The sequence below is a fragment of the Mycobacterium sp. genome (assembly GCF_965230835.1).
Lineage (GTDB): Bacteria > Actinomycetota > Actinomycetes > Mycobacteriales > Mycobacteriaceae > Mycobacterium.
The window spans coordinates 273799-300197 of record NZ_CBDDLW010000002.1 but is presented as its reverse complement, the minus strand read 5'-3'; the positions used below and the strand labels follow the sequence as shown (position 1 = coordinate 300197).

At 63.7% G+C, this 26399-nt stretch carries 23 protein-coding genes and 1 pseudogene; 20 read left to right on the top strand and 4 right to left on the bottom strand.

The window, feature by feature from the left end; genetic code table 11:
- The first annotated feature begins 29 nt into the window (after positions 1-29).
- From pyrR to metK, 12 genes are all read left to right on the top strand, one after another.
- Positions 30-614, top strand: a complete 585-nt coding sequence (pyrR, locus tag ACO07W_RS01860) for a bifunctional pyr operon transcriptional regulator/uracil phosphoribosyltransferase PyrR (RefSeq protein ID WP_421840276.1) — start codon at positions 30-32, stop codon at positions 612-614.
- On the top strand, positions 611-1588 hold the full coding sequence (locus ACO07W_RS01855) for an aspartate carbamoyltransferase catalytic subunit (RefSeq protein ID WP_421840275.1): 978 nt from the start codon (positions 611-613) through the stop codon (positions 1586-1588). The genes pyrR and ACO07W_RS01855 overlap by 4 nt, the downstream gene beginning before the upstream one ends.
- Positions 1585-2904, top strand: coding sequence for a dihydroorotase (locus tag ACO07W_RS01850; protein WP_421840274.1), 1320 nt, complete (start codon positions 1585-1587; stop codon positions 2902-2904). Before ACO07W_RS01855 ends, ACO07W_RS01850 begins: the two co-directional genes overlap by 4 nt.
- On the top strand, positions 2901-3437 hold the full coding sequence (locus ACO07W_RS01845; RefSeq protein ID WP_421840273.1) for a transporter: 537 nt from the start codon (positions 2901-2903) through the stop codon (positions 3435-3437). Before ACO07W_RS01850 ends, ACO07W_RS01845 begins: the two co-directional genes overlap by 4 nt.
- Positions 3430-4560: a glutamine-hydrolyzing carbamoyl-phosphate synthase small subunit gene (gene carA / locus ACO07W_RS01840; protein WP_421840272.1), complete on the top strand. Its 1131-nt coding sequence runs from the start codon at positions 3430-3432 to the stop codon at positions 4558-4560. The genes ACO07W_RS01845 and carA overlap by 8 nt, the downstream gene beginning before the upstream one ends.
- Positions 4560-7937, top strand: coding sequence for a carbamoyl-phosphate synthase large subunit (gene carB, locus ACO07W_RS01835; protein ID WP_421840271.1), 3378 nt, complete (start codon positions 4560-4562; stop codon positions 7935-7937). The genes carA and carB overlap by 1 nt, the downstream gene beginning before the upstream one ends.
- Positions 7934-8758: an orotidine-5'-phosphate decarboxylase gene (gene pyrF, locus ACO07W_RS01830; protein WP_421840270.1), complete on the top strand. Its 825-nt coding sequence runs from the start codon at positions 7934-7936 to the stop codon at positions 8756-8758. The genes carB and pyrF overlap by 4 nt, the downstream gene beginning before the upstream one ends.
- A 405-nt stretch (positions 8759-9163) precedes the next feature.
- Entirely contained in the window at positions 9164-9481 is a 318-nt protein-coding gene (mihF, locus tag ACO07W_RS01825; protein ID WP_015355818.1) for an integration host factor, actinobacterial type, read from the top strand.
- Positions 9482-9589: 108 nt separating this feature from the next.
- Positions 9590-10213: a guanylate kinase gene (gene gmk / locus ACO07W_RS01820; protein ID WP_421840269.1), complete on the top strand. Its 624-nt coding sequence runs from the start codon at positions 9590-9592 to the stop codon at positions 10211-10213.
- Positions 10214-10301: 88 nt separating this feature from the next.
- Entirely contained in the window at positions 10302-10634 is a 333-nt protein-coding gene (gene rpoZ, locus ACO07W_RS01815; protein ID WP_421840268.1) for a DNA-directed RNA polymerase subunit omega, read from the top strand.
- 98 nt (positions 10635-10732) lie between these two features.
- Positions 10733-11983, top strand: coding sequence for a bifunctional phosphopantothenoylcysteine decarboxylase/phosphopantothenate--cysteine ligase CoaBC (gene coaBC / locus ACO07W_RS01810; protein WP_421845764.1), 1251 nt, complete (start codon positions 10733-10735; stop codon positions 11981-11983).
- A 134-nt stretch (positions 11984-12117) separates the two neighbouring features.
- Positions 12118-13329: a methionine adenosyltransferase gene (gene metK, locus ACO07W_RS01805; RefSeq protein ID WP_421840267.1), complete on the top strand. Its 1212-nt coding sequence runs from the start codon at positions 12118-12120 to the stop codon at positions 13327-13329.
- 84 nt (positions 13330-13413) lie between these two features.
- On the opposite strand, the gene ACO07W_RS01800 is transcribed toward metK, so the two are convergent.
- A complete protein-coding gene (locus ACO07W_RS01800) occupies positions 13414-14922 on the bottom strand; it encodes a flavin-containing monooxygenase (RefSeq protein WP_421840266.1) in 1509 nt (502 codons plus the stop codon).
- Positions 14923-15407: 485 nt separating this feature from the next.
- Here ACO07W_RS01800 and ACO07W_RS01795 point away from each other — a divergent pair, with 485 nt between their 5' ends.
- Positions 15408-16445: an AraC family transcriptional regulator ligand-binding domain-containing protein gene (locus ACO07W_RS01795; RefSeq protein WP_421840265.1), complete on the top strand. Its 1038-nt coding sequence runs from the start codon at positions 15408-15410 to the stop codon at positions 16443-16445.
- Between the two features lie 55 nt (positions 16446-16500).
- Here the strand turns inward: ACO07W_RS01795 and ACO07W_RS01790 are convergent.
- Positions 16501-16697 (bottom strand): annotated as a pseudogene (locus tag ACO07W_RS01790) (alpha/beta hydrolase); the annotation flags it as partial.
- Here ACO07W_RS01790 and ACO07W_RS01785 point away from each other — a divergent pair.
- Both ACO07W_RS01785 and ACO07W_RS01780 read left to right on the top strand, forming a co-directional pair.
- The gene (locus ACO07W_RS01785; RefSeq protein ID WP_421845763.1) at positions 16696-17451 is read left to right on the top strand and encodes a lysoplasmalogenase; all 756 of its coding nucleotides are present in this window, start codon (positions 16696-16698) and stop codon (positions 17449-17451) included. The pseudogene ACO07W_RS01790 and the gene ACO07W_RS01785 overlap by 2 nt on opposite strands.
- Positions 17452-17629: 178 nt before the next feature.
- Positions 17630-19600, top strand: a complete 1971-nt coding sequence (locus ACO07W_RS01780; RefSeq protein ID WP_421845762.1) for a primosomal protein N' — start codon at positions 17630-17632, stop codon at positions 19598-19600.
- Between the two features lie 21 nt (positions 19601-19621).
- Here ACO07W_RS01780 and ACO07W_RS01775 read toward each other — a convergent pair whose 3' ends face one another.
- Complete coding sequence (locus ACO07W_RS01775) at positions 19622-20449, bottom strand: class I SAM-dependent methyltransferase (RefSeq protein ID WP_421840264.1); 828 nt, start codon at positions 20447-20449, stop codon at positions 19622-19624.
- Positions 20450-20692: 243 nt separating this feature from the next.
- On the opposite strand from ACO07W_RS01775, the gene ACO07W_RS01770 reads away from it, so the two are divergent.
- Complete coding sequence (locus ACO07W_RS01770) at positions 20693-21172, top strand: MarR family winged helix-turn-helix transcriptional regulator (RefSeq protein ID WP_421845761.1); 480 nt, start codon at positions 20693-20695, stop codon at positions 21170-21172.
- A gap of 86 nt (positions 21173-21258) precedes the next feature.
- Here the strand turns inward: ACO07W_RS01770 and ACO07W_RS01765 are convergent, their stop codons facing one another.
- Positions 21259-22083, bottom strand: coding sequence for a class I SAM-dependent methyltransferase (locus ACO07W_RS01765; RefSeq protein ID WP_421840263.1), 825 nt, complete (start codon positions 22081-22083; stop codon positions 21259-21261).
- Positions 22084-22282: 199 nt separating this feature from the next.
- Between ACO07W_RS01765 and fmt the strand changes: the two genes are divergently transcribed.
- Genes fmt through ribD form a run of 4 tightly spaced genes read left to right on the top strand, consistent with a single transcriptional unit; the run spans position 22283 to position 26396 of the window.
- Entirely contained in the window at positions 22283-23224 is a 942-nt protein-coding gene (gene fmt / locus ACO07W_RS01760; protein ID WP_421840262.1) for a methionyl-tRNA formyltransferase, read from the top strand.
- Positions 23221-24645 (top strand): RsmB/NOP family class I SAM-dependent RNA methyltransferase, encoded by a 1425-nt coding sequence (locus ACO07W_RS01755; protein WP_421840261.1) that lies wholly within the window; start codon positions 23221-23223, stop codon positions 24643-24645. The genes fmt and ACO07W_RS01755 overlap by 4 nt, the downstream gene beginning before the upstream one ends.
- A gap of 36 nt (positions 24646-24681) precedes the next feature.
- Positions 24682-25380, top strand: coding sequence for a ribulose-phosphate 3-epimerase (rpe, locus tag ACO07W_RS01750; protein ID WP_421845760.1), 699 nt, complete (start codon positions 24682-24684; stop codon positions 25378-25380).
- Positions 25377-26396, top strand: coding sequence for a bifunctional diaminohydroxyphosphoribosylaminopyrimidine deaminase/5-amino-6-(5-phosphoribosylamino)uracil reductase RibD (ribD, locus tag ACO07W_RS01745; protein ID WP_421840260.1), 1020 nt, complete (start codon positions 25377-25379; stop codon positions 26394-26396). Before rpe ends, ribD begins: the two co-directional genes overlap by 4 nt.
- Positions 26397-26399: the final 3 nt, after the last annotated feature.

Genomic DNA, 26399 nt, shown 5'->3' with positions numbered 1-26399 from the left:
GAGAGGCGGAGAAGGAGGTCTGGGTCCTCATGGGTGCAGCCGGTGATGCCGCGTCCGGCCGGGGATCCCGGGAATTGATGACCGCAGCCGATGTCGGTCGCACGGTGTCCCGCATTGCGCACCAGATCATCGAAAAAACTGCGTTGGATGCTCCCGACGCGCCCCAAGTGTTGCTGCTGGGTATCCCGACTCGTGGTGTGATCCTGGCCGAGCGCCTGGCAACGAATATCGCCGACTACAGCGGTGTCGAGATTGGCTGGGGCGCGTTGGACATTACGCTGTATCGCGACGACTTGATGATGCAGCCGCCGCGACCGCTTGAGGCGACGGCGATCCCGCCCGGCGGTGTAGACGACGCGTTGGTGATCCTGGTCGACGACGTTCTGTATTCCGGGCGTTCGGTGCGCGCGGCCTTGGACGCGCTGCGCGACGTGGGCCGGCCGCGGGCCGTGCAACTGGCGGTGCTGGTCGACCGTGGCCATCGCGAGCTGCCGCTGCGCGCTGACTACGTCGGCAAGAATGTGCCGACCTCGCGCAGCGAGAGCGTGCGCGTTCAGCTCAGGGAATCCGATGGTCGAGACGGTGTGTTTCTGTCCTGGGCGGGGGCCGAATGAGCCGACATCTGCTGGCAGCTGGTGACTTGAGCCGCGAGGAGGCCACGGCGATCCTCGATGATGCCGACCGGTTCGCTCAGGCGCTGGTGGGGCGCGAAATCAAGAAACTTCCGACGCTGCGCGGTCGCACCGTGGTCACAATGTTTTACGAGAACTCGACCCGCACCCGGGTGTCGTTCGAAGTTGCTGGTAAATGGATGAGCGCCGATGTCATCAACGTCAGCGCCACCGGATCGTCGGTGGGCAAGGGGGAGTCGTTGCGCGATACCGCGCTGACGCTACGCGCGGCCGGCGCCGATGCGCTGATTATCCGGCATCCCGCGTCTGGGGCGGCGCATTTGCTCGCCGATTGGACGGCACTCACAGGTGAGGCTATGTCTGACCAGGCAGCTGGCCCGTCAGTGATAAACGCCGGGGACGGCACCCATGAGCACCCGACTCAGGCGCTGCTGGACGCGTTGACTATCCGGCAACGGCTAGGCGGAATCGAAGGCCGGCGCATTGTCATCGTCGGCGACATCTTGCACAGCCGGGTGGCCCGTTCCAATGTCATGTTGCTCGACACACTTGGCGCTGAGGTGGTGCTGGTAGCGCCGCCGACATTGTTGCCGGTCGGGGTGGCTGGTTGGCCGGCCTCGGTGTCCAACGACTTCGACGCTGAGTTGTCGGCTGCCGACGCCGTGTTGATGTTGCGGGTGCAGGCTGAGCGGATGAATGGCGGCTTCTTCCCTTCGGTACGCGAGTATTCGGCTCTGTACGGGATGTCTGACCGACGTCAGGCGATGCTCCCCGGCCATGCAGTGGTGTTGCACCCGGGGCCGATGTTGCGGGGCATGGAGATCGCATCCTCGGTGGCGGACTCATCGCAATCGGCTGTGTTGCAACAGGTTTCTAATGGAGTGCATGTGCGGATGGCTGTGTTGTTTCATGTGTTGGTGGGTACTGAGCCCGCTACTGAAGAGGGTGCGGCATGAGTGTGCTGCTTCGCGGCGTCCGATTGTATGGCGAGGGTGAGCGGGTCGACGTACTGGTCGACAGTGCCGGCTACGAAGGTCAGATCGCCGATATCGGTCCGGGACTCGCTGCGACGGTGCCAGGTCTGGATAAGGACGTCGACGTTATCGATGCTGCCGGTCAGGTGTTGCTGCCGGGCCTGGTGGATCTGCACACACACCTACGCGAGCCGGGGCGCGAATATGCCGAGGATATCGAAACAGGTTCGGCAGCAGCGGCTCTTGGTGGCTACACGGCGGTGTTCGCGATGGCCAATACCACTCCGGTGGCGGACAGTCCGGTGGTTTGCGACCACGTATGGCACCGCGGTCAACAGGTCGGCCTAGTCGACGTGCACCCCGTCGGGGCGGTTACTGCCGGGCTGGCCGGAACTGAGCTCACTGAGATGGGGATGATGGCCGCCGGCGCCGCGCAGGTTCGGATGTTCTCCGACGATGGCAATTGCGTGCACGACCCGTTGGTGATGCGTCGCGCTCTGGAATACGCCAGCGGTCTGGGCGTGCTGATCGCTCAGCACGCTGAGGAGCCGAGGCTGACCGCTGGGGCAGTCGCGCACGAGGGGCGTACCGCCGCCATGTTGGGACTTTCCGGATGGCCCCGTGCCGCCGAGGAATCGATTGTTGCCCGCGACGCCCTGCTGGCCCGGGACGCAGGTGCGCGGGTGCACATCTGCCACGCTTCTACCGCGGGAACCGTCGAGATTCTTAAATGGGCTAAGGGGCAAGGTATTGCGATCACCGCCGAAGTCACCCCTCATCATCTACTTCTTGATGACGGCAGACTGACCAGCTACAACGGGGTGAATCGGGTCAATCCACCGCTGCGCGAAGCCGCTGACGTGCGGGCGTTGCGCCAGGCCCTGGCCGATGGAGTGATCGACTGTGTGGCCACGGACCACGCGCCGCACGCCGAGCACGAGAAGTGTGTCGAGTTTTCCGCCGCTCGTCCCGGCATGCTGGGCTTGCAGACCGCGTTGTCGGTGGTAGTGCAGACCATGGTGGTACCGGGCATGTTGACCTGGCGAGATGTAGCTCGGGTGATGAGTGAGAATCCGGCGCGCATCGTCGGGTTGCCCGATCACGGCCGACCGTTGGAAGTGGGGGAGCCGGCCAATCTGACCGTGGTGGATCCCGATTCCACCTGGACGGTCGCCGGGGCCGATCTGGCGAGCCGGTCAGCCAATACGCCGTATGAGGCAATGTCTCTGCCTGCCAGCGTGACCGCGACGATGCTTCGCGGCAAGATCACCGCGCGAGATCAGAAGAGCCCGCTATGAACTCGGGAACTCTGTTCGGTTCGCTGGTCTTCGCGACGGTGCTGGTTGTGGTGATCGCCGTGGTGACACAGCTGATGCTGCGTGACTGGCGGCTTCGCGCCAGGCGGCAGGCGGAACTGGTCGGCGACCTGCCCAACCTGCCTGGCACGGTGCGCTCAGCGGTGATCGCTACCCATGGCCGCTATGTCGGCTGCACCTTGGCGCCCAGCTGGAACGAGCGGGTCATGGTCGGCGACCTTGGCTACCGTACTGGCGCGATATTGATCGGCTACCAGGAGGGGATCTTGGTGCAACGCGTTCGAGCTCGCTCGATTTGGATTCCGCGTCAGTCGATCACGGCCGTCCGCGCCGAGCGTGGCCTGATGGGTAGCGGAGCCGGTGCGGTGGCAGTCGGCGACGGGATATTGGTGATCCGGTGGCGGCTGCCGTCCGGGGTGCAGATTGACACCGGGTTTCGCGCGGGCGATCACGGCGAATACAACGTCTGGCTGGAAGGCTGGCAGGAGTCCCGACAGAAGGAGCCTCGTGAGTAAAGCCCTGCTGGTCCTCGAGGACGGCCGTGTGTTCACTGGGACGCCGTTCGGCGAGACCGGGCAGACATTCGGGGAAGCGGTGTTCAGCACCGGCATGTCGGGCTACCAGGAGACGCTGACCGATCCCAGCTACCACCGTCAGATCGTGGTGGCCACTGCACCGCAGATCGGCAACACCGGCTGGAACGACGAAGATGCCGAGAGTCGCGGTGGCAAGATCTGGGTAGCCGGGTACGCCGTGCGGGATCCGTCGCCTCGGGTGTCCAACTGGCGCGCCACCGGGACGCTGGAAGCTGAATTGGTCCGCCAGCACATCGTTGGGATAGCCGGTATCGATACCCGCGCCGTAGTGCGCCACCTGCGTAGCCGAGGGTCGATGAAAGCAGGGGTTTTCTCCGGGGCGGCACTTGATGAGCACGCAGAACCGGAGGTTCTGGTGGAGCGGGTGCGATCCCAGCAGTCGATGCTCGGCGCAGATCTGGCCGGTGACGTCAGCACTCCTGAGACATACGTCGTTGAACCCGAAGGGCCGCATCGGTTTACCGTGGCGGCTTTGGATCTGGGAATCAAGACAAACACGCCGCGGAACTTCGCCCGGCGCGGAATCCGTAGCTATGTGTTGCCCGCGGCATCGACCATTGACCAGATCACCGAGATCAAGCCGGACGGTGTTTTCTTGTCCAATGGCCCTGGCGACCCGGCTACCGCCGAGCACATGGTGGCGCTTACCCAGGAGGTGTTGGGCACCGGTATTCCGCTGTTCGGCATTTGTTTCGGTAATCAGATCCTGGGCCGGGCGCTTGGGTTGTCGACCTACAAGATGGTGTTCGGCCACCGCGGGATCAACATCCCGGTGGTCGACCACGCCACGGGTCGAGTCGCGGTGACCGCGCAGAATCACGGTTTCGCGCTGGAAGGGGAGGCAGGTCTGCGGTTCGACACGCCGTTTGGCCCCGCAGTCGTCAGTCATACCTGTGCCAACGATGGCGTGGTCGAGGGAGTCAGACTTGTTGACGGAAAAGCATTTTCGGTGCAGTACCACCCGGAGGCCGCCGCCGGTCCGCACGACGCGGAATATCTGTTCGATCAATTCGTCGACCTGATGGACGGGGAGGACCGGTAGTGCCGCGCCGCACCGACTTGAACCACGTGCTGGTGATCGGGTCCGGCCCGATCGTTATCGGCCAGGCGTGCGAATTCGATTACTCCGGTACGCAGGCCTGCAGGGTGCTTCGCGCTGAAGGATTGCAGGTCAGCCTGGTCAATTCCAATCCGGCCACCATCATGACCGACCCGGAGTACGCCGACAACACCTATATCGAGCCCATCACAGCGGCTTTCGTTGAGCGGGTGATAGCCCAGCAAGCTGAGTGCGGTAACAAGATCGATGCTCTGCTGGCCACCCTGGGCGGGCAGACCGCGCTCAACACCGCTGTCGCGCTGCATGACAACGGGGTGCTGCAACGTTACGGTGTCGAACTCATCGGTGCTGATTTCGAGGCCATCCAACGCGGCGAAGACCGGCAGCGGTTTAAAGACATCGTGACCAAAGTGGGCGGTGAATCTGCCCGTAGCCGAGTGTGCTTCACCATGCAGGAGGTTCGAGAAACGGTCGCTGAACTCGGCCTTCCTGTCGTGGTGCGGCCTAGCTTCACCATGGGTGGACTGGGCTCTGGAATGGCCTATTCGGCTGACGATGTCGAACGGATGGCCGGTGCCGGATTGGCGGCTTCGCCGAGCGCCAATGTGTTGATCGAGGAATCGATATACGGCTGGAAGGAATTTGAACTCGAGTTGATGCGCGACGGCCACGACAACGTGGTGGTGGTGTGCTCGATTGAGAACGTCGATCCGATGGGCGTGCACACCGGGGACTCAGTGACGGTGGCGCCGGCGATGACGCTAACCGACCGGGAATATCAGCGGATGCGAAACCTGGGCATCGAGATTCTGCGTGAGGTCGGCGTGGATACCGGTGGGTGCAACATCCAGTTCGCGATCGACCCGAAAGACGGTCGGTTGATCGTCATCGAGATGAATCCGCGAGTGTCTAGGTCGAGCGCCCTGGCGTCCAAAGCCACCGGCTTTCCGATAGCCAAGATCGCCGCGAAGCTCGCCATCGGCTACTCCCTGGACGAGATCGTTAATGACATCACCAATGAAACGCCGGCATGCTTCGAGCCGACCCTGGATTACATCGTGGTCAAAGCGCCCCGGTTCGCCTTCGAGAAGTTCCCCGGTGCAGATGAAACTCTTACCACGACGATGAAATCCGTCGGTGAAGCAATGTCGTTAGGCCGCAATTTCGTCGAGGCGCTGGGCAAAGTCATGCGGTCGCTGGAGAGCAGTCGTGCCGGGTTCTGGACCGCACCAGATGCCGACGGCGAGGTCGGCGAGGTGCTAGACCGGCTGCGAGTCCCGGCCGAAGGCCGGCTCTATGACGTCGAACTGGCGCTGCGGCTGGGTGCTTCGGTCGAAGAAGTGGCGCACGCATCCGGCGTTGACCCCTGGTTCGTTGCGCAGATCAACGAATTGGTGGTGCTGCGTGCCGAATTGGTCGACGCTGCGGTGCTTGACGCAGACTTGCTGCGGCGTGCCAAGCACAGCGGCCTGTCGGACCGCCAGGTTGCCTCGCTGCGACCGGAACTGGCAGGGGAAGACGGTGTACGTTCGCTGCGGCAGCGGCTGGGTATCCACCCGGTGTACAAGACGGTGGATACCTGCGCAGCGGAGTTCGAGGCCAAGACCCCGTATCACTACAGCAGCTATGAAATCGATGCGGCCGCCGAGACTGAGGTGGCTCCGCAGAGTGAGAAGCCGAAGGTACTGATCCTGGGCTCCGGGCCCAACCGGATAGGTCAGGGGATCGAATTCGATTACAGCTGTGTGCATGCGGCAACGACGTTGTCGCATGCGGGTTTTGAGACCGTAATGGTTAATTGCAATCCCGAAACGGTATCGACTGACTACGACACCGCAGACCGGCTGTACTTCGAGCCGTTGACGTTCGAAGACGTTCTGGAGGTGTTCCACGCCGAAGTGCGGTCGGCGATGGGCGAGTCCGGTTGCCGACCAGGACCCGGCGCCGGTGTGGCAGGTGTCATCGTGCAGCTCGGCGGTCAGACTCCGCTCGGGCTCGCCCAGCGGCTTGCTGACGCGGGCGTTCCCATCGTTGGCACTCCGCCTGAAGCCATCGACCTGGCTGAGGATCGCGGCGCGTTTGGTGACCTGCTGAGCGCCGCGGGATTGCCGGCCCCCCGCTACGGCACGGCAACCACTTTCGCTCAGGCTCGTCGGATCGCGGGGGAGATCGGCTATCCGGTTCTAGTGAGGCCGTCGTACGTGCTGGGCGGTCGTGGCATGGAGATTGTCTACGACGAGGAGACGTTGAAGGGTTACATCACCCGCGCCACGCAGCTATCCCCGGAGCACCCCGTGCTCGTCGACCGATTCCTTGAGGACGCGGTCGAGATAGACGTGGACGCTTTGTGCGACGGCACCGAGGTCTACATCGGTGGGATTATGGAGCACATCGAGGAGGCGGGTATTCATTCCGGTGACTCCGCGTGTGCGTTACCGCCGGTTACGCTTGGTCGCACCGACATTCACAAAGTGCGGCAGGCCACTGAGGCCATTGCGCGGGGCATCGGTGTTGTGGGGCTGCTCAATGTGCAGTACGCCCTGAAGGACGACGTGCTCTACGTCTTGGAAGCCAACCCCCGAGCCAGCCGGACCGTGCCGTTCGTCTCGAAGGCCACTGCGATCCCGCTGGCAAAGGCGTGTGCCCGGATCATGTTGGGTGCCAGCATTGCCCAGCTTCGCGTGGAAGGCGTGCTAGCGGCTTCTGGGGACGGCGCCAATGTGGCACCAGATGCTCCGATCGCAGTCAAGGAGGCGGTGCTGCCTTTCCATCGGTTCCGGCGCGCAGACGGTGCGGCTATCGATTCGCTGCTTGGCCCGGAGATGAAGTCGACCGGTGAGGTGATGGGTATCGATCGTGATTTCGGTAGCGCTTTCGCCAAGAGTCAAGCTGCCGCCTACGGTTCGTTGCCGGTTCAGGGTGCGGTGTTCGTGTCGGTCGCCAACCGCGACAAGCGCTCACTGGTGTTTCCGGTCAAACGGTTGGCTGACCTGGGATTCCGCGTCCTTGCGACCGATGGAACCGCAGAGATGCTGCGCCGTAACGGGATTCCTTGCCAAGAGGTGCGCAAGCATTTCGAGTCTCCGCAGCCTGGTCGCCCCGAGGTGTCGGCAGTCGAGGCGATCCGAGCCGGTGCGGTCGACATGGTGATCAACACGCCCTATGGCAACTCAGGCCCGCGTGTCGACGGCTACGAGATCCGGTCCGCTGCGGTGGCGGCCAATATCCCCTGTGTGACGACGGTGCAGGGCGCTTCGGCTGCCGTACAGGGCATCGAAGCGGGGATTCGCGGTGCCATCGGGGTGCGCTCATTGCAGGAGCTGCACCGAAAGATCGGTTTGCGAAGCAGCGATCGGTGACTGGGTTCGGCGCCCGTCTGATGGACGCGAAGTCGCGTCGCGGACCGCTATGCCTGGGCATCGATCCCCACCCTGAACTGCTGCGGGCCTGGGAACTGCCGGCCACAGCCGAGGGGCTTGCCGCGTTCTGTGACATCTGCGTGGCGGCCTACGCCGACTTTGCCGTCGTCAAGCCACAGGTCGCGTTTTTCGAGGCATATGGTGCTGCGGGTCTTTCGGTGCTCGAAAACACCATCGGCGCGTTGCAGTCGTCGGGCGTGCTGGTGTTGGCCGATGCAAAGCGTGGCGACATCGGGTCGACGATGGCTGCATATGCCGCTGCTTGGGCGGGTGACTCGCCGCTGGCGGCGGATGCGGTGACGGCCTCGCCCTTTCTGGGGTTTGGTTCGCTTCGACCCCTGCTTGAGGTTGCTGCGTCACATGACCGAGGGGTATTCGTGCTGGCGGCAACATCCAACCCTGAGGGTGCGACGGTACAGCGCGCGGACGCGGACGGGCGTACCGTGGCTCAGCTCATCGTGGACCACGCAGCGGCGATCAATGCCGCCGCTGCGCCCGAGCCGGGATCTGTGGGCGTGGTCGTCGGCGCTACGGTTGTCCAGCCACCTGAGCTGAGCGCGCTGGGCGGCCCGGTGCTGGTGCCTGGGGTGGGAGCGCAGGGTGGGCAGGCTGCTGCACTCGCCGGCCTGGGTGGGGCGGCGTCGGGGCAGCTGTTACCGGCGGTATCGCGTGAGGTGTTGCGGGCTGGGCCATCGGTGCCGGAGCTGCGAGCCGCGGGCCAGCGGATGCTCGAAACTGTTGCGTATTTGTCGACAATGTAGCGATGGCTGGCAGTCGCTAAGCAACGGCGCGACACGCGCGACACGCCAGAATTATTGATGATCAATGGCGCCGGACCTGTGGATGGCCAGGTAAGACCATCAGCCGCTCTTGTCGTCGGGAGTGCTCCAGCCGACGGCGCGGTGCGAAAACCGCAGCTAGGCGATGCTATTTCAGAGTGAAGCTTGGTCCTGACTCGGCGCAGAGGACGCCGCGACCGGCCACTCTGAGCGGCGCTTTGCGGGTCGTTGATCGACGACACAAACTGGCCCACGCTGGGAGTTTGTACCCGAAACCGGGGGGTCGGGTTAGATTTCGTCCGGAAGCGTGAGTACGGTCGTCTGCGCTGGCTGGAGTACCCGGCTGAGAACAAATACTGATTGCTATCGAGGAGAGACGGAGGAACTGTGGCCCTTCCCCAGTTGACCGACGAGCAGCGCGCCGCCGCGTTGGAGAAGGCTGCTGCCGCGCGTCGAGCGCGAGCAGAGCTCAAGGATCGGCTCAAGCGCGGTGGTACCAACCTCACGCAGGTGCTCAAAGACGCCGAGACTGACGAAGTCTTGGGCAAGATGAAGGTATCGGCCCTGCTTGAGGCGTTGCCGAAGGTAGGAAAAGTCAAAGCGCAGGAAATCATGACCGAGCTTGAAATCGCTCCGACCCGCCGCTTACGTGGTCTCGGTGATCGTCAGCGCAAGGCCCTGCTGGAAAAATTCGGCTCCGCTTAGCTCGCCGGTGATGCGGGCCGGGTGGCCTGCGGAGCAGGTAGGCAGTCCTACGCGTTCGCCGGTGCGGCAGGTCTGGTGGTTCGTGCGAGAGCCCACCCGGGAGTGCTGGTGAGCGCGGGTTGGGGGCCGGAAGCTGATCGCGCCGCAGACCGCAGCCCTGCCGCGGGGCGTGTGGTTGTGCTGTCCGGTCCCTCGGCGGTCGGTAAGTCGACGGTGGTTCGGTGTCTGCGGGAGCGCATCCCGAACCTGCACTTCAGCATTTCGGCGACCACCCGAGCACCGCGCCCGGGAGAGGTCGACGGAGTCGACTACCACTTCGTCAGCCCCGCCCGGTTTCAGCAGCTGATCGACCGCGGCGCTCTGCTGGAGTGGGCTGAGATCCACGGCGGACTGCACCGATCGGGAACCCTCGCTGAGCCGGTACGGGCCGCTACCGCATCCGGTGCGCCAGTACTAATCGAGGTTGACCTGGCCGGGGCCAAGGCGATCAAGAAGGCGATGCCGGAGGCCGTCGCGGTGTTTCTAGCTCCACCGAGCTGGGATGACCTGGAGGCTAGGCTGGTCGGCCGTGGCACCGAGACACCTGCGGTTATCCGCCGCCGCCTGGACACCGCCCGGATCGAATTGGCCGCTCAAGACGACTTCGATGAGGTCGTGGTGAACAGTCGATTGGAATCCGCGTGCGCGGAATTGGTATCCTTGCTGGTGGGAACTGTGCCCGGCTCGCCGTGAGTCATCTGGCCGGACAGAGTTCACCACCACGTTCAACCCCGACTTCAATGCCCGTTCAGCCGCTCTACGCCGCCAGGAGATTGTCTACGTGAGTATTTCGCAGTCCGACGCGTCGTTGGCCGCAGTTCCGCTCGCGGATCAGTTTGATCCGTCGTCAGGTGGACAAAGCGCCTACGACACCCCGCTGGGCATTACCAATCCGCCCATCGACGAATTGCTTGAACGGGTCTCGAGCAAATACGCCTTGGTCATCTACGCGGCGAAGCGGGCACGGCAGATCAATGATTACTACAACCAGCTCGGCGAGGGCATCCTTGAGTATGTTGGTCCGCTCGTTGAGCCTGGGCTGCAGGAAAAGCCACTATCGATAGCGATGCGCGAAATCCACACGGATCTGCTCGAACACACTGAGGGCGAGTAGCGGGGCCGGGCCGGAGGCGCTGTGATCGTTTTGGAGAGTCGCCTCGTAAAGCGACGTCGCGGCGTCTGTAGGCATCTGGCAGGCAAAGAGCCGGCGTGATGGACCTGAGGCGGATCGTTGTCGGGGTTTCCGGCGGTATCGCCGCCTACAAGGCGTGTACGGTTGTCCGTCAGCTCACCGAGGCTGGCCATCAGGTCAGGGTGATTCCCACTGAATCGGCGTTGCGATTCGTAGGGGCCGCAACGTTCGAGGCGCTGTCCGGCCAGCCGGTACACACCGGGGTTTTCGACGACGTTCCAGCTGTTCCCCATGTGCATATCGGGCAGCAGGCCGACCTGGTGATAGTGGCGCCGGCCACCGCGGACCTGCTGGCTCGGGCGGCGGCCGGCCGGGCTGATGATCTGTTGACCGCAGCATTGCTTACGGCTCGTTGTCCGGTGCTGTTCGCCCCGGCGATGCATACCGAGATGTGGTTGCACCCCGCTACCGTCGACAATGTCGCCACATTGCGTCGTCGCGGGGCGGTGGTGCTCGAGCCCGCGTCCGGGCGGCTTACCGGCGCCGACAGCGGCGCCGGGCGGTTGCCCGAGGCTGAGGAGATCACCACTCTCGCTCAGTTGCTACTGGAGCGGCACGACGCCCTGCCCTACGACCTTGCCGGTCGGAAGGTGCTGGTGACGGCAGGCGGCACCCGCGAGCCAATCGACCCGGTGCGCTTCATCGGCAATCGCAGCTCCGGCAAGCAGGGTTATGCGGTGGCACGGGTCGCTGCCCAGCGCGGTGCCGATGTGACTTTAGTCTCTGGGCATACCGTCGGGCTGGTGGATCCAGCGGGTGTCGACGTGGTGCACATCACCTCGGCGCAGCAGCTCGGTGATGTGGTGTCGAAGCATGCTCCTGATGCAGATGTGCTGGTGATGGCCGCTGCTGTCGCCGATTTCCGGCCCGCGCGAGTCTCAGCCGCCAAGATCAAGAAGGGCTCAGAGGGCTCAGAAGCGCCGGGGATGATTGAACTTGTACGCAACGACGACGTCTTGGCCGGCGCGGTGCAGGCCCGCGCGCACGGGCAGCTGCCCAATATGCGCGCTATTGTTGGCTTCGCGGCGGAAACCGGTGACGCCAACGGTGATGTGCTGTTTCACGCCCGCACCAAATTGCGGCGCAAGGGGTGTGATCTACTAGTCGTCAATGCTGTCGGCGAAGGTCGGGCTTTCGAGGTAGATAGCAACGACGGCTGGTTGCTCGCCTCCGATGGCACTGAGTCGGCGCTGCAGTACGGCTCCAAGACCCTGATGGCGAGCCGTATCGTTGATGCCATCGTTACGTTCCTGGACAGCAGTGGCGGATAACTGGCCCTGCTCTGCGTGAGTGCTGGGCAGGAGCTGGGCGCTTCCTGGGTGGGCGCGCTGAGATTGATGCCGGAGGATATGATTGCCGGAGGATATAATTCGGCTAACTAATTAGCGGAAGGACGGAGACCATAGTGAGCGAAAAGAGTCGGCTGTTTACCAGTGAGTCGGTGACAGAGGGACATCCCGACAAGATCTGCGATGCGATCAGCGACTCGGTCCTGGACGCGCTGTTGGCGGCGGACCCCCGCTCACGTGTCGCGGTCGAGACGCTTGTGACCACCGGGCAGGTCCACGTGGTGGGTGAAGTGACCACAACCGCGAAAGAGGCCTTCGCAGACATCACCAACACGGTCCGCGAACGCGTCCTCGAAATCGGCTACGACTCGTCGGACAAGGGTTTCGATGGAGCGTCGTGCGGTGTGAACATCGGTATTGGCGCGCAGTCGCCGGATATCGCCCAGGGTGTCGACACCGCCCACGAGGCGCGCGTCGAGGGTGCGGCTGATCCGCTGGACTCGCAGGGGGCTGGCGATCAGGGCCTGATGTTCGGATACGCGATCAATGACACTCCTGAGCTGATGCCGCTGCCCATCGCGCTGGCGCACCGGTTGTCGCGGCGATTGACCGAAGTCCGCAAGAACGGCGTGCTGCCCTACCTGCGTCCTGACGGCAAGACCCAGGTCACGATTGGCTACGAGGGTAATGTTCCGGTCCGGCTGGATACGGTCGTCATTTCCACTCAGCACGCGGCTGACATCGACTTGGAAAAGACCTTAGACCCCGACATTCAGGAGAAGGTCCTCAAGACCGTGCTTGATGACCTGGCTCACGAGACGCTGGACGCATCGTCGGTCCGGGTGCTGGTCAACCCGACCGGCAAATTCGTCCTCGGCGGACCGATGGGCGACGCCGGACTTACCGGCCGAAAGATCATCGTCGACACCTACGGTGGCTGGGCGCGCCACGGCGGCGGCGCCTTCTCAGGCAAGGATCCGTCCAAGGTGGACCGCTCGGCGGCGTACGCAATGCGCTGGGTGGCCAAAAACATCGTCGCTGCCGGGCTGGCGGAGCGGGTTGAGGTGCAGGTGGCCTACGCGATCGGTAAAGCTGCCCCCGTTGGCCTCTTCGTCGAGACATTCGGCTCGGAGTCGGTCGACCCGATCAAGATTGAAAAGGCCGTCGGCGAAGTGTTCGACCTGCGGCCTGGCGCCATCATCCGCGACCTGAACCTGCTGCGGCCGATCTACACGGATACGGCTGCCTACGGGCACTTCGGTCGCACGGATATCGAACTTCCTTGGGAAAAGCTGGACAAGGTGGAAGATCTCAAGCGCGCCATCTAGGCGACCAAATGTGGCGCAAGCCGGGGGCCGGCTCCGCAGCGATCGCTGGCGGTGGCAGTCGGGATCGGTCTCCGGCGGGCGCGCCTAGCCAGTGAATCGGTAGTTATCGAGCTTGAGGCGTCGGCTGCGCCAGTAGGCCTCGACGGTAGTGGTGGGTCGCAGCGGCACGTCGCCGTTCTTGTCGAAGTAGTAGCTGTTGGCTACCCGGCAACTGTCTTGCCAAAAGACCTGCCGGTGTCGGCGACGCATCACTTCAGCGAAGTAGCGAGCATTGGCTTCTTCGGTGACCTCGACGTGGGTTGCGCCGTCGCGCCGGGCCCGTTTTAAACATCGCACAATATGGTGGGTCTGGGTTTCGATCAGTGCGAAATACGACGAACCGACGTAGCCGTAGGGGCCGAACACGGTAAAGAAGTTTGGGAAACCGGGAACGCTGACACCCTCGTAAGCTTGCAGTCGATGCTCGTCCCAGAACCGGCCCAACAAGCGTCCGCCGCTTCCGCGGACGGTGAAGGTCGGCACGTTGTCGGTGTCCATGACTTTGAAACCTGTTGCAAGCACCAACGCATCGATCTCATGGCAATTGCCATCAATGGTATCCACTGATCTAGGTCTGATCTTGTCGATTGGTTCAGTGACCAGGCATACGTTGTCGCGGTTGAACGTGGCCAGGTAATCGTTGTGGAAGCCCGGTCGTTTGCATCCCACCGCGTAGTGTGGTGTGAGTTGCTCGCGCAACACCGGGTCTTTGACCTGTTTGCGCAGGTATTGGCGTCCTGCCGAAGCCATTCGCCGTGCCAGCGGAAACACCGTGAAGTAATGCGCAGAAATGGGGAAGGTCGCCTCCACGAAAGCCTGGCTGAGCATCCGTTGCACGGTCTTGCCGCCGGGAATCCGCATCGCCCATCGAGCAGCTGCGGGCATCGCGAGGTCGAGTTTCGGAAAGCACCATATCGGCGTGCGTTGAAATACGGTGAGATGTTCGACGATTGGCGCGATTTCGGGGATTACTTGCACCGCCGAAGCGCCGGTACCGATGACTGCCACGCGCTTTCCGGCCAAGTCCTTGCTGTGGTCCCAACGAGCCGTGTGCATCGTGATGCCGTGGAAGGATTCCACACCGTCGATGTCGGGCAGGTTGGGTACCGTCAGCACGCCGCTGGCGTTGATCAGAAACCTAGCGGTGATCTCGCCGCCCGGTTCCGCGTGAACGCGCCACAGGCTCTGTTCGTCGTCGAACTCAGCGGTAAGCACATTGGTGCGCAACAGGATTCGGGACCGGATTCTGTACTTGTCTACACAATGCTCGGCGTAGGCCTTTAACTCACCGCCGGGTGCGTAGGTTCGCGACCAGTGTGAGCTCTGTTCGAAGGAGAACTGATAGGAAAACGACGGGATATCCACTGCGATACCGGGATAGGTGTTCCAGTGCCAGGTGCCGCCGACGCCATCGGCAGCGTCGACCAAGAGGTAATCGCCGAATCCCGCTCGGTCGAGTTGGATAGCCGCTCCGATGCCGGAGAATCCCGCACCGACGATCAGCGTGTGGTAGTCAGGCGCGGCACATGTGTGCCGGGGCGTTTGCCTGGTCATTTACGCCTGCTTCCGATGCGGCGCAACCCGTGCTTGGGCCGCAGGGTAAGGGGCACCTCGAATGTCGGCGCATGGGATCTCGACGAAAACAAAGCTCTGTCCGATGCAGATGCGTCTGCCCCGCCGAAACGCGCATGTGCCGAGCATGGAGGTTCTGTCGCGTTCTGCAGGAATCGGCCGGAAATAAATCTTTCGGGATCGGGCCACCAGCGAGGGTAGCGGTGAATATGGTGAATCTGGATTACGAGGATTGTGCTGTGGTGGGTGTCGGTGATCTCGCTGCCACGTGGCCGGCTCACGAAAGCTGCACCGGTGTCGAACCCGATGGTGGGAGCTTCCTGTGTAGTCGTCGGAGTGCTCGGCGGCCTGGCAGGTCCCGTCGGCGGCCGCTCGGTGGCGAGAGTAGCCATGAATCCACTGTATGGATGACGTGGTTCGCGGGTAATGAGACTAAGGGACATAGAGTTGGGAATTTAGGACAGCTTATGGGCGATGGGAATCGGTCGGCTGAACGAGCCGTGCTCAGGCATCCGATTTACGCGACCCGGGTGCTGTGCGAGGTGGCGAACGAGCGCGGGGTGCTGCCGCGCGACGTGCTGGCCGGTACCGCGATCGAGCCAGCCGACCTTGATGATCCCGACGCCATGGTGGCTGCGCTCGACGAGATCGTCGCGGTGCGACGGCTATTGGCTCGGCTGTGCGACGGGACCGGCGTCGGGATCGATGTGGGCAGCAGGTTCACCCTCACGCATTTCGGGCTATTCGGCTTTGCGGTGATGGCGTGCGGGACCCTTCGCGAACTGTTCACCATTGCGATGCGCTATTTCGCATTGACGATGTTGCACATCGACATCACGGTTTTCGAAACCGCCGACGACTGCCTGGTTGACCTCAGTGCCGGCCATCTGCCTCCGGACGTGCGGAGTTTCTTCATTGAGCGCGATATCGCCGGAATCATCGCGACCACGACGAGCTTCACCCGGTCGGTGGCAGAGAAGTATGCCGACGAGGTATCGGCTGAGGTGGCAATCGGCGAGGAACTGCTGCGTCCGTTGCTCGCCCTGGCGCCGGTCCACGACGTCGAATTCGGGCGAGCGCACAACCGGCTGCATTTTCCGCGGGCCATGTTCGACGAGCCACTGCCACAAGCTGACCATCACACATTGGAAATGTGTATCGCCCAGTGTGACGTGTTGATGCAGCGCAGCGAGCAACGTCGGGGAATAACAGCAGTGGTGCGCACAAAGTTGTTCCGCGATTCGGGATCGTTCCCGACACTTCTCGAAGTTGCCGAGGATCTCGACATTCACCCTCGAACGCTGCGTCGGCGACTGGGGGCCGAAGGCACGTCGTACCGGGCTTTGCTGAACGAAGCGCGCTCCACGGTTGCTGTCGACTTGCTGCGCAACGTCGGGCTGACTGTTGAGCAGGTTTCCAAGCGGCTGGGCTATACCGAGGTATCAACGTTTTCGCACGCATTCAAACGCTGGTATGGTGTCGCTCCCAGCGAGTATTTGCGCTGACTTCACGGGGTTCCGAGGCGGGATCAACGGGGAGTCAACGGATATCGACCCTATTCGGGTCCAGCGGCCCGTCGATCGAGAAATCGTAAGCCCGCACCGTCCGGCGCGGCACGCGGCGTTGTGCGCAGCCGCTGCGCACCGCATGGATCCCGTAGTCAGCAAAGATAACCGAAACGGAACAGCATCCAGTACCTTCAGCAGGATGGGGTCGATCGCGGGTTTCTCGTCGGCGGTATGGGCCAGACTGCGAATTGACGCACCATATGCGCCTCGTTTGGTGGCTGGTGGCTGGGTGGTGGCGGGCTGCGCGGGACTTGCTTACGGGCTGTACTTAACGGTGATCGCCGTGCACTCGCCGCCTAGGGCGGAGTTGACCGGACACTGGGTTCTGCAGCCGGCGTTCAAGGCGTCGATGGCAGTGCTGCTGGCGATGGCTGCGGTTGCGCACCCCATAGTTCGCGAACGACGGTGGCTCGTTGCGGCGCTGTTGTTGTCGGCAACCGGCGACTGGCTGTTGGCGATTCCATGGTGGGCGCAATCGTTTGTCTTGGGACTCGGTGCGTTTCTGTTTGCGCATCTATGTTTTATCGGGGCGTTGTTGCCCTTGTGTGTTCCTCGGGCTGGTGCGCGACTGCCGGCTATCCGGGTCGTTGCGGTGGCCGCCATATGGCTGGCGTCGGGAGGGATGTTGGCATGGTTCTGGCCCCATCTCGGCCAGGACAACCTAACGATTCCAGTGACGGTCTATATCTTCGTCCTGTGTGCGATGGTGTGTGCGGCGTTGGTGGCGCGGTTGCCCACGATCTGGACCGCCGTGGGCGCGGTATGTTTTGCGGCCTCGGATGCGATGATTGCGATCGACCGGTTTATCCTGGGTGACCAGGCACTGGAGGTGCCGATCTGGGTTTCGTATGCCGCGGCCGCGATCCTGATAACGGCCGGGTTCTTCTTTGGTCGTGGTGGCGCCAGCTCTCGCGATCGCCGTCGTGTCTCTGTCGAGAGCTAGTCTTCGGTGTCCGTGGCTATAGCGGATAGCCGGAACGCAGGAGCGAGCGCGGACAAGCGAGAAATGTGTTGATTAGCAGCTTATTCTGGGCTCCGATAGCACCGGTTGATCTCTCGTGACCAGGGGCAGCGCCTCGCGCACGCCTGTCGAGGTTGAGCCGATCGCACGGGTTTTGCCGATGCTGTCGGTACCGCATCTAGATCGCGACTTCGACTACCTGGTGTCTGCCGAGCAGTCCGACGATGTGCAGCCCGGGGTGCGGGTACGGGTGCGGTTTCACGGTCGGCTGGTCGACGCGTTTGTGCTGGAACGCCGAAGCGACACTGATCACATCGGAAGGCTGGGCTGGCTCGATCGTGTCGTGTCACCCGAACCGGTACTCACTGCAGAGATTCGCCGACTTGTGGACGCCGTTGCGGCACGTTACGCCGGGACTCGGCCAGATGTGCTGCGGCTGGCAGTGCCGCCCCGGCATGCCAAGGTGGAGCGGGAACCCGCGTTGCAGCGCATCGCCCAGATAAGGCCGGTCGTCGATCCGGTCGACCCGGCGGGATGGGAGGTCTATGGCCGCGGTGGAAGGTTCCTGGCCGCCCTAGCAGAGTCGCGGGCCGCTCGTGCTGTGTGGCAGGCGCTGCCGGGGGAGTCATGGGCGGACCGATTCGCCGAGGCCGCGGCTCAAACCGTGCGGAGCGGGCGCACGGTGCTAGCGATCGTGCCGGATCAGCGCGATCTGGACACGCTGTGGCAAGCGGCGGTGACACGCGTCGATGAGCATGCCGTCGTGGCTCTCTCGGCAGGTCTTGGGCCGGCGGCTCGCTACCGCAGGTGGTTGGCGGCGTTGCGGGGCAACGCGTGGCTCGTGATGGGTACTCGCAGTGCGGTATTTGCACCCCTGCACGACCTGGGGCTGGTCATGGTCTGGTCGGACGCCGACGATACTCTCGCAGAGCCGCGCGCTCCCTATCCGCATGCGCGAGAGGTAGCGATGTTGCGGGCGCATCAGGCGCGTTGCGCGGCGCTGATCGGGTCCTTCGCTCGTACGGCCGAAGCGCACGCTCTGGTGCGCAATGGTTGGGCGCACGATGTCGTCGCGGCACGGCCGGTGGTGCGTGCGCGTAGTCCGCGAGTGGTCGCACTCGACGACAGCGGTCATGCCGATGAGCGCGACCCTGCTGCCCGTACCGCCCGACTGCCGTCTATTGCGTTGCGCGCCGCCCGGTCGGCGTTGCAGACCGGAGCGCCGGTGCTGGTGCAGGTTCCGCGTCGCGGGTACGTGCCGTCGTTGGCTTGCGGACGGTGCCGTGCGATCGCTCGGTGTCGGCACTGCACCGGTCCACAGTCGCTGATCGAGCGCGGTGAGCATACGTCGGATGGCCTGGCCGCGGTCTGTCGCTGGTGTGGACGCGTCGACTCGGCGCTGCGGTGTACGCGCTGCGGGTCACATGCGATACGCGCGGTGGTCGTGGGGGCGCGGCGTACTGCCGAGGAGCTGGGGAGGGCTTTCCCCGGTATGACAGTGATCACCTCGGCGGGCGATGCGATCGTGCCGGAGGTGGATGCTCATCCAGCCGTTGTTGTTGCCACCCCCGGAGCTGAGCCCAGGGCTGCCGGTGGGTACGGCGCGGCGCTGCTGTTGGATACCTGGGCGCTATTGGGGCGACAAGATTTGCGGGCGTCCGAGGACGCGCTTTGGCGCTGGATGGCCGCGGCCGCTCTGGTACGTTGCCGCAGTGCTGGCGGCGTGGTGATCGTGGTAGCCGAATCATCCATTCCAACGGTGCAATCGCTGATCCGGTGGGATCCGGTAGGTCATGCCGAGGCCGAGTTGGTGGCTCGCGCCGAAGTCGGGTTGCCGCCGAGTGTGCACATCGCGGCCTTGGATGGGCCCGCGAGTGCGGTGACGGCGCTGCTTGACCAGGCGCAGGTGCCCGACGACGCTGATCTGCTCGGTCCCGTGGACCTGCCCTCGGGAGTTCGACGCCCGGCCGGCACCTCCAACGATGCGTCGGTTACCAGGATGTTGGTGCGGGTGCGCCGGGAGCAAGGCCTGGAGTTGGCTGCCAGTCTGCGGCGTGGTGTTGGTGTACTCAGTGCTCGGCAATCCCGTGAGCCGTTGCGGTTGCAGATCGACCCGCTGCATATTGGATAGCGGACACAGCGGGGAGCGCCACTATGTGCCCTTGCGGGCGGTGAAGATGAGGTATTCCCACTCCATCATGTTGTTGCGGAGATGGTCGCTGCTGAGTTGGGTGAGCTCGGCATCGAGGGCGGCAACCCGCTCGGGATCTTCGGCGATGTTGCGGTAGGCGTTGATGACCGGGCCGTAAAACGTCTTGAGGTAGCTGCAGCACTCTTCAGCGCGGTGGAACCGTTCCACTTTCAGTGAACCTCGCTGGGTGCGAATGTCGCAGACGTGATCGCGAAACAGGTCGCCGACGTAGTTTTCCGATCCCCACCACACTTCGTGGGGCACACCGGTCGGCAGGGTTGGTCGATGTGGCCGGATTGCGGAGAGCAGCTGGCCAAGGAATCCGTCTGGTGTCCAACTCAGGACGCAGATTTTCCCTGTGCGCCTGCACACTCGGGCCAGCTCGTCGGCCGCGCGCTGGTGGCGCGGGGCGAACATGACCCCGACCGCTGAGAGCACCGCGTCGAACTGCCCGACCTCGAACGGAAGAGCCTCCGCATTGGCTTCCCGCCAGCCGAGTTCCAAACCGGCGGTTGCCGCTCGCCGCTGCGCGTGCCGAAGCAGCTGCGGTGTTAGGTCGCTGGCGGTGACATGGGCGCCGGTCTCAGCGGCGGGGATGGCCACGTTGCCCGAGCCAGCAGCGACATCGAGCACGCGATCGCCGGGACGAATGCCACTGGCGGAAACAAGGATTCGCCCGAGTGGAGCAAGTACATCGTCGGCAATCGCGGCGTAGTCGCCCAGCGCCCACATATCGCGATGCGTGTTTGCCGGGGCTAGGTTCTCGCCGATGGGGGGATTGATCGGCATTGGATCCCTCGCAGGAAGTCAACGGCGATGTGTAGTTATGACCTTGTCGTCGGCGGGCCGGAATGTGAAACGACCGCACCTCGAAGGTACCCGATGGCCATAGTATACATAGGCAATAATCGATGTCTACCACAATGGAGGGCTGCTAAGCTTTTGCTGCTCTAGCCCGTAGTGTGCGAGAACAAAGTTGACAGCCCGGGATAACCGCCGGGAAAGAGGGCCACGATGCCAACGGAAAGTGCGATGGCGACTGACGAATCACTTGATGAATCGCTCGATGAGATCACTGACGCCCTACTGACAGCCTCGCGGTTGCTGGTAGCCATCTCGGCGTATTCGATTGCGCTGGTGGACGAGAACATCACCACACCGCAGTTCCGTACCCTGGTCATCTTGTCCAATGGCGGACCGGTCAACCTGGCCACGCTGGCCAATCTGCTCGGTGTGCAACCGTCGGCAACCGGTCGGATGGTAGACCGGCTCGTCAGTGCTGGGTTGATCGACCGCCTTCCGCATCCGACGTCTCGGCGCGAGCTGCTTGCGGCACTGACGCCGCGTGGACGAGACGTTGTCCGGCAGGTCACCGCGCATCGCCGCACCGAAATTGCGAGCATCGTGGAAAAGATGCCACCGCCGGAGCGTCACGGGCTGGTGCGTGCCCTGACCGCGTTCACCATGGCCGGCGGCGAACCCGACGCATACGCCGATCCTGAAGAGCTGTGAACGAACAAGAAAGCCCGCGCCGAGCCGTCGGCTGAAACCGGACGGCGGCCCGACACGGGCTTCCTGATGCCTAATTCAGGCTGCGCTCATCGCTTTTCCGCGGTGATGAGCAAGTACTCCCACTTCATTGCGCCGTCTTCTAGGTAGCGAGCCGCGAGTTCGACGAGTTGCCGGTCGAGCTCGGCCGCCAGCACCTTGTTGTCGCCGATGTTCGCGTAGGCTTCGATCGTCGGCCCATAGTGAGTCTTGAAGTAGTCGTGGACGGCTTGGGCGCTGTGGAACCGCTTGACCTCAAGCAGTCCGCGGCTGGTGTTGATGCCTGTGACTCGATCTCCCAACATGCCGCTGATGTAGGGTTCGCTGCCCCATAGTGCTGCCGGCGGCAGGTATGCGGTGACGCTCGGCCGGTATGGCCTGATCGTGGCCAGCATCCGCCCGAAGAATCCTTCCTGGGTCCAGCTGATCACGCCGATCTTGCCGCCTGACCGGCAGGCGCGGACCAGTTCGTCAGCCGCGGTCTGGTGGTCTGGCGCGAACTGCACGCCGATCGCCGAGATTACGGTGTCGAACTCGCCGTCGGTGAACGGCAGAGCTTGTGCGTTCGCCTCTTGGTAGTTGAGGGTCAGCCCCAGCTCGCTAGCCCTGGCCTTGGACCGTTCCAGCAGCTCGGGCGTGAGGTCGGTGGATATAACGGTGGCGCCCGTCTTGGCGGCGGGAAGTGAGATGTTGCCGGAGCCGGCGGCCACATCGAGCACTCGAGTGCTCGGCCCAATGCCGGCGGCGGCGACCAGGATCGGGCCGAGGGGGGCCATCACCTCTTCGGCCATCAGCGCGTAGTCGCCCAGGGCCCACATCTCCCGGTGCTTGGCTGCCAGTGTTTCGTCTTCGCGGACTTGGGTGTCGAGAGTCATGAGATCTCCTCGAAAGTAAAGGGAAGGGAGCAGCGTTCTCGACATCGTCGTCGTCGGCGCGCGGGCAGCATTCAGTGCTGCCGCTTTGATCATATACAACAGACACTATATGCACCAGCAATAATAACTGTGTTCTACGGTCACTTGCTGTAGGTATTGTGATTCACGCAACACTCGGGGTGCTTCCTAGACTGTGCGAGTGCGTCTTGTCTTCGCTGGTACCCCCGAAACCGCGTTGCCTGCATTGCGTGGCCTGGTAAACGCTGCCCGCCACGAGGTGATCGCAGTGCTAACTCGGCCGGATGCTGTCACTGGCCGGCGAGGCAAGCCGGAGCCTTCGCCGGTGGCACGCGAGGCGCTCGAACGGGGCATTCCGGTGTTGCGGCCACCGCAGCCGAACTCGGCGGAATTCGTTGCCGAACTATCGGATTTGGCGCCAGAATGCTGCGCTGTGGTGGCCTATGGGGCATTGCTGGGCGGCCCGCTCCTAGCTGTGCCGCCGCGCGGCTGGGTCAATCTGCATTTCTCCTTGCTGCCCGCCTGGCGCGGAGCTGCACCGGTCCAGGCTGCGATCAGCGCGGGGGACTCCATCACGGGAGCCACCACGTTCCAGATCGAGCCGAGCCTGGATTCCGGACCGGTTTACGGCGTTGTCACCGAGACGATCCGGCCGACTCACACTGCGGGCGATCTGCTTGAGCAGCTTGCGGTTTCGGGTGCAGAATTGCTGGTGAGTACGCTGGACGGCATCGCTGCCGGGACGCTGACGCCGAGGCCGCAACCGGCCGACGGTGTCAGCCTGGCGCCGAAAATCGCGGTAGAACAGGCCAGAGTGCGATGGGACCTGCCGGCGTCGGTCGTCGAGCGACGTATCCGCGCTGTCACGCCAAACCCGGGTGCATGGACGCTCATCGGCGATCTGCGGGTTAAACTTGGACCGGTGCAGCTTGGTGGCGGTCGCCCTAATCTGCCAGATCAATTGCGGCCCGGTAGCATTCACGTCGACCGTAAAGATGTATGGATCGGTACCGGCTCGGATCCTTTGCGGCTGGGTCAGATTCAGCCGCCAGGAAAGAAATTCATGAACGCCGTCGACTGGGCGCGCGGCGCACGGCTCGATCCGACCGCGCAGGCACGATGACCCCAGCCCACGACAAAGCACACCGAAACCGTGCGGACCGCGTACCGCAGCGCACTGCAACGCGCGGGTCACGCCGACAGAAGTTCGACCCAGCACGTCGCGTTGCATTCGATGTGCTCAGAGCGGTCAGCCAACGAGACGCCTACGCGAACTTGGTGCTGCCGGCGCTGCTCAGCGAGCGGGGTGTTACCGGGCGGGACGCGGCGTTCGCCACCGAGCTGGCCTACGGCAGCTGCCGTACCCGGGGCCTGCTCGACGCTGTGATCGCTGCGGCTGCGCGACGTTCGACTGAGGCGATCGACCCGGTCTTGCTTGACCTGCTACGGCTTGGTGCCTACCAGCTGCTGCGCACCCGGGTTGACGCATATGCCGCGGTATCGACCACTGTGGAGCAGGCAAGGAGTGAATTCGACGGGGCACGAGCAGGTTTCGTCAACGGCGTGCTTCGGACAATCGCCAGCCGTGACGAATCATCTTGGGTAGACGAGCTCGCGCCAGACCAGGTGCGCGATCCGATCGGGCACGCTGCCTTCGCCCACGCTCACCCACGATGGATTGCCCAGGCTTTCGCTGATGCGCTCGGCTCCGGAGCCGGGGAACTCGACTCCTTGCTGGCCAGTGATGACGAACGACCGCACGTGCACCTCGCGGCCCGACCAGGCGTACTGACCGCCAGCGAATTGGCTGATGCAGTCGGTGGCACCGTCGGCCGGTATTCGCCGTATGCGGTGTATCTGCCCGGCGGTGACCCGGGACAACTGGCGCCGATACGCGCTGGCCATGCCTTGGTCCAAGACGAGGGCAGCCAGCTGGTGGCGCGAGCGTTGACGCTGGCGCCGGTCGAGGGCGACACCGGACATTGGCTGGATCTGTGTGCGGGGCCAGGTGGCAAGACGGCTCTGCTTGCCGCCCTCGGCATTGGCTCGGGTGCTCGGGTGACGGCGGTGGAGCCCTCGGCTCACCGGGCAGATCTGGTTGCCGCCAACACCCGCGGGCTGCCGGTTGAGGTCGTGCGGATCGATGGGCGGAACGTCGACTTCGACCCGACCTTTGACCGGGTCCTGGTCGACGCCCCGTGCACCGGCCTGGGCGCGCTGCGCCGCCGGCCCGAGGCACGCTGGCGGCGTCAGCCCGCCGACCTTCCAGCGCTGACCAAACTGCAACGTGAGCTGGTGGCCGCCGCGATCGCGCTGACCCGGCCGGGCGGAGTGGTGCTCTATGCGACCTGTTCGCCACACCTGGCCGAAACGGTGGGGGTGATCGCCGACGCGCTTCGTCGTCACCCGGTGGTCGCTCTGGATGCCCGCCCACTGTTCGAACCCATCGCCGAGGGGCTAGGAGCCGGGCCGTACGTTCAGCTGTGGCCGCACCGGCACGGCACCGACGGGATGTTCGCGGCGGCGTTGCGGCGACAGGCGTGAGCCGGGTTCCGAGTTGGGCGCCCCGTCTTGAGTAGTCTGTCGCTCATGCCGTGCAGCACAGGTGAACCGCTGATCGCGCCGTCTATTTTGGCCGCTGATTTCGCGAGGCTTGCTGATGAAGCAGCAGCGGTCGAAGGTGCAGATTGGTTGCACGTCGACGTCATGGACGGCCACTTCGTGCCAAATCTGACAATCGGGCTGCCCGTAGTAGAGAGCCTGCTGGCGGTAAGTCGGATCCCGATGGATTGCCATTTGATGATCGAAAATCCGGACCGATGGGCGCCGCCATATGCCGAAGCCGGTGCTTACAATGTCACCTTCCACGCTGAGGCCACCGATAATCCGGTCGGAGTGGGCCGCGATATCCGCGCTGCGGGGGCCAAAGCCGGGCTCAGCATCAAGCCCGGCACTCCGCTAGACCCATACCTGGACATCCTGGGGCACTTCGACACGCTGCTGGTTATGTCAGTCGAGCCGGGTTTCGGCGGCCAGAGTTTCATTCCCCAGGTGCTCAGCAAAGTGCGTACAGTGCGCAAGATGGTGGACGCCGGCGAGCTGACGATCTTGGTTGAAATCGACGGTGGTATTGGCGCGGACACTATCGAGCAGGCCGCCGAGGCGGGCGTCGACTGTTTTGTCGCGGGATCAGCGGTTTATGGCGCGGACGACCCGGGCGCCGCGGTGGAGGCACTAAGGCGACAAGCCCGTGCTGTGTTAGCGAATCGGTGCCGATGAACATTCAAACAGTCAATAGCATCGACGATGCGATGCGACTCGCAGCCGAACACGCGTTTCAGGTTAAGGGCAGTACCTATCCGAACCCGCCGGTCGGTGCGGTGATAGTGGATCCGGAGGGGCGGGTCGTCGGCGTGGGTGCCACTGGGCCGGCTGGCAGTGAGCATGCCGAGGTGGTGGCGCTGCGCCGAGCTGGCGGGTTGGCGGCCGGCGGAATCGCGGTGGTCACTCTCGAGCCGTGCAACCACTACGGCAAGACCCCGCCGTGCGTAAATGCGTTGATCGAGGCGAGGGTAGCGACAGTGGTCTACGCCGTAACCGATCCGAACGCTATCGCCGGCGGCGGCGCGGGCCGGTTATCAGCAGCTGGAGTGCAGGTGAGGTCAGGCGTATTGGCCGATCAGGTGGAGGCCGGGCTGATGCGGGAGTGGTTGCACAAGCAACGCACTGGCCTGCCGCATGTGACGTGGAAATATGCCACCAGTATCGATGGCCGCAGTGCAGCTGCCGACGGCTCCAGCCAATGGATCTCGAGTGAGGCGGCTCGCGCCGACTTGCATCGGCGCCGCAGCATCTGCGACGCAATTGTGGTCGGAACCGGAACGGTGCTCGCCGACGATCCGGCATTGACCGCCCGGTTGGCCGATGGTTCCCTGGCCGAGCGGCAGCCGCTGCGCGTGGTGGTAGGAATGCGGGACATCCCACCGGAGGCAAAGGTTCTCAACGACGACGCGCGCACTATGGCGATTCGGACGCACGAACCCGCGGAGGTACTACAGGCGTTGTCGGACCGCACCGATGTCCTGCTTGAGGGAGGCCCGACGGTGGCCGGTGCATTCCTGCGGGCCGGGGCGATCAACCGGATTTTGGCCTATGTCGCGCCGATCCTGCTGGGCGGTCCTATCACCGCGGTCGATGACGTGGGGGTATCAAACATCACGCGCGCGATGCGCTTTCAGTTTGAGGCCGTGGAGCGCGTCGGCCAGGATCTGTTGCTAAGCCTTGTAGCGCGCTAGCAG

Bases quoted from the DNA above. Each gene is read 5' to 3' on its own strand.
- pyrR (WP_421840276.1), top strand. From the start codon at position 30: ATGGGTGCAGCCGGTGATGCCGCGTCCGGCCGGGGATCCCGGGAATTG.
- ACO07W_RS01855 (WP_421840275.1), top strand. From the start codon at position 611: ATGAGCCGACATCTGCTGGCAGCTGGTGACTTGAGCCGCGAGGAGGCC.
- ACO07W_RS01850 (WP_421840274.1), top strand. From the start codon at position 1,585: ATGAGTGTGCTGCTTCGCGGCGTCCGATTGTATGGCGAGGGTGAGCGG.
- ACO07W_RS01845 (WP_421840273.1), top strand. From the start codon at position 2,901: ATGAACTCGGGAACTCTGTTCGGTTCGCTGGTCTTCGCGACGGTGCTG.
- coaBC (WP_421845764.1), top strand. From the start codon at position 10,733: ATGGACCTGAGGCGGATCGTTGTCGGGGTTTCCGGCGGTATCGCCGCC.
- ACO07W_RS01800 (WP_421840266.1), bottom strand. From the start codon at position 14,922: ATGACCAGGCAAACGCCCCGGCACACATGTGCCGCGCCTGACTACCAC.
- ACO07W_RS01795 (WP_421840265.1), top strand. From the start codon at position 15,408: ATGGGCGATGGGAATCGGTCGGCTGAACGAGCCGTGCTCAGGCATCCG.
- ACO07W_RS01780 (WP_421845762.1), top strand. From the start codon at position 17,630: ATGCTGTCGGTACCGCATCTAGATCGCGACTTCGACTACCTGGTGTCT.
- ACO07W_RS01775 (WP_421840264.1), bottom strand. From the start codon at position 20,449: ATGCCGATCAATCCCCCCATCGGCGAGAACCTAGCCCCGGCAAACACG.
- ACO07W_RS01770 (WP_421845761.1), top strand. From the start codon at position 20,693: ATGGCGACTGACGAATCACTTGATGAATCGCTCGATGAGATCACTGAC.
- ACO07W_RS01765 (WP_421840263.1), bottom strand. From the start codon at position 22,083: ATGACTCTCGACACCCAAGTCCGCGAAGACGAAACACTGGCAGCCAAG.
- ACO07W_RS01755 (WP_421840261.1), top strand. From the start codon at position 23,221: ATGACCCCAGCCCACGACAAAGCACACCGAAACCGTGCGGACCGCGTA.
- ribD (WP_421840260.1), top strand. From the start codon at position 25,377: ATGAACATTCAAACAGTCAATAGCATCGACGATGCGATGCGACTCGCA.